This is a genomic window from Asaia bogorensis NBRC 16594 (assembly GCF_001547995.1).
In the GTDB taxonomy this organism is placed as follows: Bacteria; Pseudomonadota; Alphaproteobacteria; order Acetobacterales; family Acetobacteraceae; genus Asaia; species Asaia bogorensis.
Genome location: NZ_AP014690.1, coordinates 1,394,659 through 1,406,737, shown reverse-complemented (window position 1 = coordinate 1,406,737; position 12,079 = coordinate 1,394,659). Strand labels below are relative to the sequence as shown.

At 57.8% G+C, this 12,079-nt stretch carries 8 protein-coding genes; 7 read left to right on the top strand and 1 reads right to left on the bottom strand.

The genetic code is table 11. The features are described 5' to 3' along the window. Nucleotides 1-72: 72 nt before the first annotated feature. The 4 genes from Asbog_RS06280 to Asbog_RS06265 all read left to right on the top strand — a co-directional run bounded on the left by Asbog_RS06280 (nucleotide 73) and on the right by Asbog_RS06265 (nucleotide 5,008). Entirely contained in the window at nucleotides 73-579 is a 507-nt protein-coding gene (locus Asbog_RS06280; protein ID WP_083510744.1) for a GtrA family protein, read from the top strand. A 90-nt stretch (nucleotides 580-669) separates the two neighbouring features. Continuing rightward, a complete protein-coding gene (gene alaS, locus Asbog_RS06275) occupies nucleotides 670-3,321 on the top strand; it encodes an alanine--tRNA ligase (protein ID WP_062164473.1) in 2,652 nt (883 codons plus the stop codon). Nucleotides 3,322-3,456: 135 nt separating this feature from the next. Beyond that, nucleotides 3,457-4,131 carry a carbonic anhydrase gene (locus Asbog_RS06270; RefSeq protein ID WP_062164472.1) on the top strand — a complete coding sequence of 225 codons (675 nt, stop codon included), beginning with the start codon at nucleotides 3,457-3,459 and terminating at the stop codon, nucleotides 4,129-4,131. After that, nucleotides 4,097-5,008, top strand: a complete 912-nt coding sequence (locus Asbog_RS06265) for an endonuclease/exonuclease/phosphatase family protein (protein ID WP_231944670.1) — start codon at nucleotides 4,097-4,099, stop codon at nucleotides 5,006-5,008. Before Asbog_RS06270 ends, Asbog_RS06265 begins: the two co-directional genes overlap by 35 nt. 5 nt (nucleotides 5,009-5,013) lie before the next feature. Here Asbog_RS06265 and Asbog_RS06260 read toward each other — a convergent pair whose 3' ends face one another. Beyond that, nucleotides 5,014-6,492 (bottom strand): glycoside hydrolase family 32 protein, encoded by a 1,479-nt coding sequence (locus tag Asbog_RS06260; protein ID WP_146926570.1) that lies wholly within the window; start codon nucleotides 6,490-6,492, stop codon nucleotides 5,014-5,016. Between the two features lie 94 nt (nucleotides 6,493-6,586). Here Asbog_RS06260 and Asbog_RS06255 point away from each other — a divergent pair, with 94 nt between their 5' ends. From Asbog_RS06255 to Asbog_RS06245, 3 genes are all read left to right on the top strand, one after another. Further along, nucleotides 6,587-7,765 carry a hypothetical protein gene (locus tag Asbog_RS06255; RefSeq protein WP_062164470.1) on the top strand — a complete coding sequence of 393 codons (1,179 nt, stop codon included), beginning with the start codon at nucleotides 6,587-6,589 and terminating at the stop codon, nucleotides 7,763-7,765. Between the two features lie 312 nt (nucleotides 7,766-8,077). Further along, the gene (locus tag Asbog_RS06250; RefSeq protein ID WP_062164469.1) at nucleotides 8,078-10,039 is read left to right on the top strand and encodes a discoidin domain-containing protein; all 1,962 of its coding nucleotides are present in this window, start codon (nucleotides 8,078-8,080) and stop codon (nucleotides 10,037-10,039) included. 11 nt (nucleotides 10,040-10,050) lie between these two features. Continuing rightward, the gene (locus Asbog_RS06245) at nucleotides 10,051-12,075 is read left to right on the top strand and encodes a galactose-binding domain-containing protein (RefSeq protein WP_062164468.1); all 2,025 of its coding nucleotides are present in this window, start codon (nucleotides 10,051-10,053) and stop codon (nucleotides 12,073-12,075) included. Nucleotides 12,076-12,079 lie beyond the last annotated feature (4 nt).

The following is a 12,079-nucleotide window of genomic DNA, read 5'->3' as shown; positions in this document are numbered from 1 at the left end:
TTCGCTTGCATCCGGCCATCAATGGCCCTACCAGCTTGACCCCGATTTCATGATGCGAAAGGCCGCAGCGACGTGCTCAAGAAACGGATCTTCTATCCGCGTGCGCCCCGACAGCTGATAACGCAGTTCCTGCGCTTTGGCGTTATCGGCGCCCTTGGTCTGGTCTGGGACATTCTGATTGTCTACCTGCTTCGCCCCGAACTCGGCCTGACGGCAGCCACATTGCTGTCCTACTTTCTGGTGGCGAGCCTGAACTGGTTGCTCAACCAGCTCTGGACATTTCGCAGCGTCGCCCATCGCGACCACCCCATACTGCAATGGCTGCGTTTTCTGGCAGCCAACAGCTTTGGGTTCCTGCTCAATCGCGGGACGGTCTATGCGCTGTGCTTCACCATTCCATTCTGTTCACAGCATGTCGCCGTGCCTCTGGCGGCGGGGTCCCTCATGGGGCTGATGGCCAATTTCAACCTGTCACGCAAGCTTGTCTTCCGGGCAAAGGTTCCTGAAACGCCCATGGAACTGGCGCAGATGGCGGTCGATCTGAATGTCGACCCTGCCGATCACGATCTGGAATCCTGAACCGACACGCGCAAAACATTTCCTTTGCGGTCTCTTTGCTCTAGTGGAGATGCCATCTTCACGCCGCAATCGGGATTTTCTGCTCGCGCCATGACCACACCGATCCATAACACCACCACAAATGAGCTGCGTAGCGCGTTTCTGAAGTATTTCGGAGACCAGGGCCACAAGATCGTTCCCTCGGCCTCGCTGGTGCCGCAGAACGATCCCACGCTGCTCTTCACCAATGCTGGCATGGTGCCGTTCAAGAACGTGTTCACCGGGCAGGAAACACGCCCCTATACGCGTGCAACGACGGCGCAGAAGGTCGTGCGCGCAGGCGGCAAGCATAACGATCTGGACAATGTGGGCTACACGGCTCGCCATCTGACCTTTTTCGAAATGCTCGGCAATTTCTCCTTTGGTGACTATTTCAAGGCCGAGGCGATCGAATTTGCCTGGAACCTCCTGACCAAGGGCTACGGTCTGCCGAAGGAAAAACTGCTCGCCACGGTCTACGCCGAGGATGAAGAAGCGGCTGGCCTGTGGCGCAAGATCGCGGGCCTTTCTGAAGAGAAGATCATCCGTATCCCGACGGCCGATAATTTCTGGCGCATGGGCGATACGGGTCCCTGCGGTCCGTGCTCGGAAATCTTCTTCGATCATGGCCCCGATGTCTGGGGCGGCCCTCCGGGCTCGCCGGAAGAGGACGGCGATCGCTTCGTCGAGATCTGGAATCTCGTCTTCATGCAGTATCTCGAAGGGCCTCCGGGCACGCGCGCGCCGCTGCCCCGCCCTTCGATCGATACTGGCATGGGGCTTGAGCGCTTTGCGGCCGTGATGCAGGGCAAGCGCGACGTGTACGACACCGATGTGCTGCGCAGTCTGGTCGAAGCCACGGCAAACGCGCTCAGCACCGATCCTGATGGGTCGCTGCGCGCAAGCCATCGTGTCGTGGCCGACCATCTGCGTTCGACGGCCTTCCTGATTGCCGATGGCGTGATGCCGTCCAAGGATGGTCGTGGCTATGTGCTGCGTCGCATCATGCGTCGCGCCATGCGCCATTTGCAGCGTCTGGGCGCGACCGAGCCGGTTTTCTATCGTCTGCTCCCTGCCCTGATCCGTCAGATGGGATCGGCCTATCCCGAACTCGTGCAGCATCAATCCCTGATTGCTGAGACCATGAAGGGCGAGGAAGAGCGCTTCACCGCCCTGCTGGAACGCGGCATGTCGCTGCTTGAGGATGAAACCGCCCGTGTGGCCGAGGGCGGCGCCCTCCCCGGGGACGTGGCCTTCAAGCTTTACGACACATTCGGCTTCCCGCTCGACCTCACGCAGGATGCGCTGCGCGAACAGGGTCGCACTGTCGATGTGGCCGGTTTCGAGGCCGCCATGGCAGAACAGCGCGCCCGTGCCCGTGCGGCTTGGGTGGGCTCAGGCGATGCCGCTGCAGAAACCATCTGGTTCGATGCCCGCGAGCGCTTTGGCGCCTCGGAATTCCTCGGCTACTCGTCGGAAAAAGCCGATGCCGAGGTCGTACTGGTTGCCAAGGCCGGAATCGAGAGCGAAAGCGCCTCGGCCGGTGATGAGGTCGCCATCCTGCTGAACCAGACCCCCTTCTACGGCGAGAGTGGCGGCCAGGTAGGCGATCACGGCGTGCTGGTTGGCGAGAACCTGCGCATCGAGATAACCGACACCCAGAAGCGCAATGGCGATCTGCTCGTGCATTATGGCCGTGTGATCGAGGGCGTCGTGCGCCCGGGAACATCGGTCACAGCCGAGATCGATCATACCCGCCGACAGGCTGTGCGTGGTCATCACTCCGCCACTCACCTGCTTCACGAGGCGCTGCGCCGCCAGCTTGGCGACCATGTGGCCCAGAAAGGCAGTCTGAATGCGCCGGAGCGCCTGCGCTTCGACGTCTCGCAGCCTCGTCCCATCACGGCGGAAGAGCTGGCACTCGTCGAGCGTGAGGTAAATGCCCGCATTCGTGAAAACAGTGCTGTCGAAACGCGCATCATGACCCCCGAAACCGCGGTCGCTGAAGGCGCCATGGCATTATTCGGCGAGAAATACGGCGATGAGGTCCGCGTGGTCTCGATGGGGCTGGGTGATGAGACGCGCGGAGCCTATTCCATCGAGCTTTGTGGTGGCACCCATGTGGGTCGCACGGGCGAAATTGGGCCGTTCCGCATTGTCTCGGAAAGCGGTGTTTCGGCTGGCGTGCGCCGCATTGAGGCCGTCTGCGGTGTTGCTGCCGACCGTCTGGCCATCGAGGCGGATGAGCGTCTGCGCCGTATGGCCGATCTTCTGAAGGCCACAATTGCCGAGGCCCCGGATCGCCTCGCCGCGCTGGTCGAGGAGCGTCGGGCGCTGGAACGTCAGGTTTCGGAGCTCCAGAAGCGTCTGGCAACGGGTCAGGCCGATTCGGCCAGCGAGTCCATCAATGGCGTGACCTTCGTGCCGCGTGATCTGGGTGACGTGGCACCACGTGAGCTCAAGAACATGGCCGAGGCCATCACCAAGCAGATCGGGAGCGGTGTTGTTGCCCTGATCTCCACGGCTGAAGGCAAAGGCAGTGTTGTCGTCGCTGTCACGAAAGACCTGAATGATCGTTTCAACGCGGTTGATCTGGTCCGTCTGGCTTCAGCCGAGATGGGTGGCAAGGGCGGCGGCGGTCGACCGGATATGGCGCAGGCAGGTGGTCCGCAGCCCAACAGCGACGCCGTGTTCGATTCACTCAGAAACACGCTTTCAGCCTGAACGTTCATGACAAAGGGTGAACCATGCCGTTCAGGCATGGACACCTAATCAAAACCACGGCATCCGAGTCATCTGAGTTCCAGGTGTGGCGCAAAACTCACAGCAAGCCACACCCCTTTTTCAGATGAGGTCACGATGAAAAGTGAAATCGAAAACAGCCTGGTTGCCCTTCTCAAGGGCGTACAGCATTTCGACGAAGAGGTTTATGAAGAGCATCGCGAGCTCTTTGAAAGCCTTGCCGATGGCCAGTCGCCTTCCACCCTGTTCATCACCTGCTCCGACAGCCGCATCAATCCGAGCATGATCACCCAGACATCGCCGGGCGATCTCTTCATTGTGCGCAATGTCGGCAATATCGTTCCTCCGCATGGCGAAATGCTCGGTGCCGTCTCGTCGGCTATCGAGTACGCCGTGCTCGTCCTCAAGGTGAAGCACATTGTTGTGTGCGGTCACTCCAATTGCGGTGCGATGGGCGCCCTGTGCGACCTGAACAACCCGAAATTCGATGCCATGCCCACAGTGCAGCGCTGGCTGCGTAACGCCGAGGCGGCCCGCGCCGCGCTTGGCCCCCTCAAGGCCGAAGACGCCGGGCCCGAGACGGTCAAGGAGTTGGCACAGCAGAACGTTCTGCTTCAACTTGCCCATCTGCGTACCCATCCAGCCGTGGTGGGTGCCCTTGCCGCTGGCGAGATCGCATTGCAGGGCTGGTTCTACGATATCGGGTCGGGGCAGGTCGTGGTAATTGACGAGCAGACCCGTCAGGAGCGGACCGTCCGTGACGTTCTGGGCGATCTTGGCGTCAAGGTCTGATTACGCCCGACTTTGCTTTCTGGCTGTCTGGACCTTTATCCGGACAGCCAGTGCGGCGCCCGGTATACCAGTCAAGCTCGGCACCTGGAATCTTGACTGGCTAACCCTTCTTCCAGCGTCGAGCCCCCTTCTACCAGACGATGCCCCCCAACGTACGGCGCAAGACTGGCAAGCCCTGCGCGATTATGCCAGCCGTCTGGACACCGATATTCTTGCCGTGCAGGAAGTCAGTGACGAAGCCGCACTTCGGCGGCTCTTTCCTTCCCCCGGCTATACGATCGCACTGACACATGCGCCGATTGCCCAGAATCTCGGCCTTGTCCTGCGTGCGCCATGGAAAGTCGTCATTAGCACCGAACTGCGCGACTTCGACCGCTCCTCAATCCACGGTGGCCACGCCCTGCGTCCCGGTCTCGACGCACGTATTTTTGATGGGCGCACGAGCCTGCGACTGTTGATCGTTCATTTGAAATCTGGGTGTTGGGACCGTCTATGGACGGAGGCCGCCCATGCCTGCCCGATCCTGCGCGAACAGGTGGGGTTCATCGCCAACTGGGTGGAAGAACGTGAAGACGAGGGCGAACCCTATATCGTCCTCGGTGACTTCAATCGGCGTCTGACCCCTACCGACCCGTATTATCGCCAGATGGTCTCTCCTCATGACCCGCTTCTTGTCACGGCGGGAATGGCAAGCCCTTGTGAGGGGGGGACCTACTTTATCGATCACATCATATTGGGCGGGGCCGCCCGCTCATGGCTACTCCCCGGCAGTCTGAGCGTCATGACCTTTCGCGATACGCTCCCCCTTACCCTCTCCGACCATTGTCCGGTTTCGGTCAGACTGACCTTGCCGAACACGCCTCCACCGGAAAAGTAACAAGGTTACTCGGCAAAACGGAATGTAGCCGGCAGGAGCGCATTGATTTCGCAGGCGGCATCCGCGAAACATCCGGTACCTGAAAGCGTGAATGGTCGACTAGGATTGCCATATGCCCTGGCGTTCAGCACAGTGCCAGTCGAGGTATAGATCTCGATCACACTTCCATCGACGTAAATATCCAGCCCTGCATGAGACGACTTCTCGAGAGGCGCACGATCCTCGTTGCAGGAAAGTTCGCCCGGCGCAGCTACCGGATCGTAATCGAGATGCAGATAGCGATCCGTGTGGGCAAACACGATGCTCCCACTGCTCAGGGCAGGAAACTGCACCCGTATCCTGACCTGAGGTCCATCGACGCTAACCGCCCGGGTCAGCGTACCGTTGAACATTTCTTCGCCAATCAGGGTCTCCATTGACGGATGGATTCTGGAAGAGACCCTGCCCTGCTTGTCTGCAGTCAACACACGGGGGTAGGACATGACGCCACTCCAGCCACGTGCCGCAGCTTCGCCAGCCTGCCAGGGCTTTTCAGGCAACCATCCAAACACTGTGCGACGACCATGCGCATCACTGAAACTGCGCGCGGCGTAAAACCCGCCATAGCCGAGCACATCCTGTCTGGCTGGCGTGAAATGCCCGTGCTCATACTGCCCCGTAACGATGTGCACGACTGAATTGATAGAAAAAATGAGGGCGTGGCACGAACCGAGGTCGAAGAAATCCGGGCATTCCAGCACATCATCGCCACCGTGCAGGTCAGAAGGCCCATAGAAAACGCGGATGAACGTCCATTTTGCCAGGTCCACGCTCTCATAACGGAAAACAACCCCGCCCACACCTTCGATCTTGCTGCCGACCAGCATGACCCAGGTCTGCCCCTCACGCCAAAGCTTGGGATCGCGAAAGCCGCCGATATTGAGATGATCCGGCCCACTGGCCAGAAGAGGTTCGCGATGCTGACGCCAATGGGTCATCGCACGATCTGAAACAGCCATGCACTGGATCTGGGGAGGCATACGGTTGAAACGAAAGCCGGTGTAGATCGCGACAGCGCGATCCCCATCAAGCACAACATCGCCTGTAAACACGCCATCACGATCAGGCCCGTCGCGCTGGGGAGAGAGCGCGACGGGCTGATAGGTCCAGTTGACCAGATCAGGGCTTGTGGCGTGGCCCCAGTGCATATTGTCCCAGATGGCCGCCTCCGGGTTCCACTGGTAGAACAGACGATACACACCATCGGCAAAGATCGGGCCGCAGGGATCGTTCATCCAGCCTCTCTGCGCCGTGAAGTGGCTGATCGGACGGAAGGGATCGGTGGCGATCATGTGGTCAGGCGGAAAACGCTGGGCAGCGAAAGCCCGGCCGAGGCCACCGCCAGCGATCAGAAGCACCATACCCCCCATGAAAAAGCGGCGACCAGGTCCTGCGACATCACAATCGGGAATAGAGTTGGCAGTAACGACGTGCCCCGAAGGCACGATTTGTTTTCCATTATCGCTCAACCTGCTATTCCTCGATAAACTCTATGTTGATCACTGACTAATATTTGCACAAACACCGGACCAAAATGCGATGACCAGCCTCCATGCGCAAGCAAACACACCTCGCAAGCTTAGCAGCTCGCTGACACGCGCCCTGGCTGCGAGCCTTTTGATTGCTTACTCCGCACTCAACGGCATGGCACACGCAACGCCGTCTACCGTACCCAACGCAGCTGAACTCCACCGGCTCCCGATCAAGGCAGAACTCACGAAAAAAACGACGTCGTTTCAGATCAAGAACCTTTATGCGTTCAGGCTACCCGATAATCTTCCACCGGACGTTAACTTCAGGGGGTTGGTTGGCACGATCTCGACAACCAGCGCCGCAAACCCTGCCTTGCATGGTGCCGTCAACTCGGAAACCCTGTTCGGCCTCGCCTATACCACCCAGGGCAATTGCCCTGTGTCCGGCCAGACGATCGGAAGCTATGCCGAAATCTATGCCCGGTTCCCGAGCCAGGGTCTTGCAGGGCTGATTCTCAAACAGGCGCGTCCGGGTACAGAGACTTTCCCTGTCGCCCTGCTTCTGCCAGAGAGGCTACCCATGCATATCAGGCCCGGCGGCTGTATCTTCCTCAGTTTCGACGGCACCGATTTTGCCAATCTGCCCTATACGATGCGCACCGACCTGCAACTCCTCTATGATACGGGCGCACCACGCTGGACGCAGCAAACCTATAGCGGTCTCGACTCAGAATTCATCGTGACTCCCAGCACCGCACGTGGCCCGGTGCTCAATGCCTATGCAGTACTCCCCGTCTCCAGACAGGGACCGATCCATCCAGGCAAGGTCATCAGCCTCTACGGGAACGTCTCCGCCACTGCCCCTGCAGAATTTGCCAAAATTCCGGCGGGTCAAGGCATCTGGAGCGTGCGCGATATTGTCGTTATCTACAAGCATAATAGTTGCCAGCGTGCCTTCCCCGGTCATTCACCCAACAAGTTCATGTGGAATGATCGCAGCGGTAACGGTCATGCCCCCAACCCCAGCATGGCCCTCGGCCCCGATGCTGTTAAGCTGCTCGAGGTGGTCCTGACGGGTAATGGCCTTGACTCAGTCATGAAGCAAGCCAATGCCATCGACACAGTCCCCGCCGAGGTCGAAGAAGGCGACTGCGTGGCCATTGCGATATTACCGAATGCCGTCAATCCCGCCATCAACGGTGCCGTCAACGTCGAAACCCAGATCAAGGTTGTCTCGACACCCTGAAACCAGTCCACAGGGCCAAGATCGGACCGATATCCGGACATAGCAGTTCAGGCACTCGCAACAAGAAGTATGAAAATGCTCACAAAACGCAGCAGAACTGATCCCACGATATTTCGTGGTTTTTGTTGATATCTATGTGTCAATCAGGTGAAAACAGCCTGCTAAGCACCTGTTTCATCATAAGTAATGTTCGCCAACTTGCGTCGTCGGTCGAGCAGGTGCTTTAATCGCGTCGACAAAAGAGACTTTCCCTTCCTTTTCCCGAGGGGTGTAGAGCTTTCGTGTGATCATCAGGGAAAAAGGTTCTGCTTAATGAACGGTATATCTGAAATCGCCGCCATAACCGCGAGTTCACAGGCCTCGCATCATGGTGAGGGTGGCTTCCAGTCCGGGAGACAATGGTTCCCCTGGTATCAGATCGACCTTGCAAAGCAGATGCGCATCGAAGGCCTTGCCCTGAAAGGTTTGCAGGGTGACGAACGTCAGCCGCCCCTGTTCTCCGTGCTGGTTTCGGACGATGGGCTGCGCTGGCTGCCGTTGTGGACGCAGGCACTCCATGAACCGGACAATGCCCGTGACTTCGACATCCGATTTTCCCGGGTGTTCGCTGCACAACATGTCAGGATCCGGGCAGACGCCTACGGACAACTCTCCTTTAACAGCCTGAATCTGATGGCCGCCTCGACGACGGGAGATGAACTGTCTCTTGGCGACACGTTCTCCATGATCGAACGGCAGGCCGCCGATACGCGGGTCGTTTTCTCTACCTTGTTCAATGAGTCAGATGCCTTTCTGGGGCGCTATATCGATAATTTTCTCGCGTTCACGCCTGAAAATGTCTGTCTGGCGCTGAATTTCCCGACTGGCAGAGAGATTCCAGCAAGTCTCGCTCGCATAAGTCCGCGTGTGCATATCTTCAACGGACAGACGAAGCGTGAAAAATGGGGCCACACGCTCATGATCGGCCACATCGAGGCTTATGAAGAGGCGCGATCGGTCTTTCCGGATTTCCGCTACTTCGCAACAATGGCCTCAAATGGCTTGCTGGTACGCCATTTCGATGTTGCCGCAGCTATCATGCAATTGCCGCTCGCATCGCCCGTTCCCGTCGCCTGCGAACGCGCCTATGAACTGGACCAGGACGTTGATCCCATAAACCCTACTTATCATGGAACATGGATGTGGCATCATCTGAGAAACAGCGAAGGCCTGGGACAGTATCTCAAAAACCAGATCAACCTTGACCGTATCTCAGTGACTCAAATCGAGGGGCTTTTCGCACGGCGCGAAGACTGGGAATTGGTCCAGGAGCGTCGGAGTCTCATCACCGAACTCGAGAAATTCTCGTCGTTCGAGAATTTCATGGCACTCGAGGAACTGCTTCCCACGTCGATTTTCAATCAGTTCGGCAGCGGTGAATATACGCACATCTGTCGCGTCCTCTGGTCAGGCACCAGGGAAACAACAGTAGATGATCTGATCGACGTGGTGCCTCGCCTTCCGGCTCACATTGCCGCCATGAAATGGTTTGATCGCGCGCCAATCGCGCAGTCAACAATGGCAGTCACGACTGACTGGGGCCGCGCCCTGCTCTACCGAGCCCATGACGAACATCCGTCCTTGGCGCGGTTTCAGGAGACGACGCTCATATCGACGCTCCTTGCGCGCGTCAGCCAAGCTGAGCGCTTCGGTCCCCTGACCGACAAATGGTGGAACAGCGAAGCCAGAGGTCGACGCGGGTTCAGGTGGTCGATGCGCGACATCAGATGTGAGCGACAACAGATCTTTCCTGAAATTCCCGAGCTTTGTCCCTCACGTGTGGCTCCCGCAATCCTGTTCATGGAGGCGACAAGTCAGCTCGTTTCGATCTCCATAGCCATGCATGAAACAGGTGACGGTGAAACCACACTTCGTCTGTCATGCAGCGCTGTCTCGCAAGACGGCGCGCCGGTGTCAGGGATCCATTTGCAGGGGTATCTCTATCTCACCGGTATGCAGGGAAGCTCGGTCTTCCGAATGACCATGCGCCAGGATCGATGCGTGCCGCCTGATATCTTGTCGCGAACGGTGTTTTATGACGAATTCGGCTATACTGTTGATTACGCCGATCGACTTGAGCGCACTCACGATACTGAGCGCCATTACTTCGTTCGGGAGGCCCGCGGAGAAGGATTGCAGGTCTGGATAGGGTTGCCTGTGTTCTGCAATGCCACCGCCGAAGTGTCTCTGGCGGTCGGCCCCGATTTCGAAACCGGTCGTCAAGAGCTGAGCTAAGAAAAACAACCATGGCTGAAATGATTGATCTCGCGCTCGGCAAGCCTGCCACACAAAGCTCGAAACATCCGGACTTCGTACTTCCGCTCGAGCAGATCGCAAGTGAGGGCGTGTCGCCCCATGACGAAAACTCCAGCTTTCAGACTGCCGCCGAGTGGTTTCCCTGGTGGCAAGTCGACCTGGAGCGTCCATGCCTGATCGATAGCGTCCTGCTGGTCAACACCGATTACTGGCCAGTCCGAAACCGCATGTTCACCATTCTGGTTTCGTTAGACGGAACATCGTGGGAAGAGGTCTTTTCCAAGACGGACCACACCATTTTTGGCAGCACGGTCAACGACGCTTACCGGGTGGTTTTTCCGAGCGTTATCTATACCCGCTTCGTCAGGGTAAGGCTCGACAACTGGGATCATTTGCACCTGAAAAGTGTTCAGGTATTTGGCCGCGAGGCAGATCCGCAAGACAGACCCGCGACCATCGGAACCCCTACTGATTCCCCCCCTGCAAAGGTTGTCTTCGCAACCAATTACAACGAGGAAGATGAATTCCTTGCTGTTTATCTGGAAAATTTTCTCAATTTCACCGATGAAAACTGTTTTCTCGTTGTCAATTTTCCCGCGAAACGCAGCATCCCACCCCATCCCCTCCTCGCTCATCATCGCATCCACGTTTTCAACGGACGCGTTGAGCGCAAGAAATGGGGGGGCACTCTCCTGCTTGGCCATATGGAATCTTATGGCGAGGCTCTCCATGTTTTCAGCGATCTGACCCATTTCTGTACCTGCGCATCAAACGGATTGTTCATAAGACAATTCGATGTCTCACAGGCCATTCGGCACCTCGGTTCGGGAAGCCTCGCCCCTGTCGGCATGACAAGACACTACCTCATAGATGTCCCGCTGGAGGAGGTCCCGCGCGGCGAAGCATGGGTGTGGGACAACCTTCAGGAGGCTGAGCCCTTTCGGCGCTATCTGATCGATGAGGCGGATATTCCCCTCATGTCCATCAACCAGATCGAGGGACTATTCGCTGATCGTGACGAATGGAATACGCTTTATCAGCGCATTGCAGTGCTGCGACGGTGTGACGGTTACTTCGCTAATCCGACCCAGAAGACACTTGCGCTGGAGGAGTTTCTGCCTGTCACGTTTTTCAGACGTTTCGGCAAGGGGCAGTTCACAAACATCTGCCATATGCTTTGGGAGCCGATAAGGGAGCTTACATTTCCCGATCTGCTGGAATTCGCGCAGAAGCTTCCGGCCCATATGTGTCAGGTCAAATGGTTCAGCCGCAACCCTGATGCCATTCCAACAGCCGCATTATCTCACACATGGAGCCGCAAGCTGCTGTCGGACCTGACAGGGAAACTCTCATCCGGTCAGCAACATCAACGCATGCTCAACCGCGCTCTGTGCGCGCATTACAATAGTGCCTTGCGCGCTTTGGAAACCTATACCCCGCTGACCAGGGGCTGGCGCAGCGATGCTCGCTGGGGCCGGGTTCAGTGGATCGGATCGGAAACGATCGATGATGCAACGAACGGCGTGATTAACGGGGAGGCATTTTTCTCTGGTCTCCCCTCCACAACGCATGCAAGGGGGGCCGCCTGGATCCGCGCCACGCGACCCGCCGACGGGGAAAACCACGTTCATGCAGTAATCGCTGAGGACGGCGCCAGAACGACGCTGTCGTTGGACACGGTTCCGGCTCACGCAAACCCGGGTGAGCACGCCTGGAGTGAGGCTTGGGGCGTTCTCTTCCTGTCTCCGCTGCAAGGTGGACGCGCAGAAATATTCCGCGTGAGCCTCTCCAGACCCTTTGAATTTGCGCATGAGCAATTGCTCATGAATGTTCGACGTTCAAACGGCATAGGCGACGAGGCATGGCTTCCTGTCCTTCAGGAAGACGAAGGCGACAAACGTCACTTCTATTTCCTGCGCCCTGACACCCATATTGGGGAGATATGGCTCGGCATCCCGATGTTTCATAAGACATCCATCCAGCTGGAGCTCAGTTTCGGTATCGTTCCTGTCTGAAAAT

What these genes read in the sequence shown, in the direction of transcription:
- alaS (WP_062164473.1), top strand. Translation starts at nt 670, where the DNA reads ATGACCACACCGATCCATAACACCACCACAAATGAGCTGCGTAGCGCG.
- Asbog_RS06270 (WP_062164472.1), top strand. Translation starts at nt 3,457, where the DNA reads ATGAAAAGTGAAATCGAAAACAGCCTGGTTGCCCTTCTCAAGGGCGTA.
- Asbog_RS06255 (WP_062164470.1), top strand. Translation starts at nt 6,587, where the DNA reads ATGACCAGCCTCCATGCGCAAGCAAACACACCTCGCAAGCTTAGCAGC.
- Asbog_RS06250 (WP_062164469.1), top strand. Translation starts at nt 8,078, where the DNA reads ATGAACGGTATATCTGAAATCGCCGCCATAACCGCGAGTTCACAGGCC.
- Asbog_RS06245 (WP_062164468.1), top strand. Translation starts at nt 10,051, where the DNA reads ATGGCTGAAATGATTGATCTCGCGCTCGGCAAGCCTGCCACACAAAGC.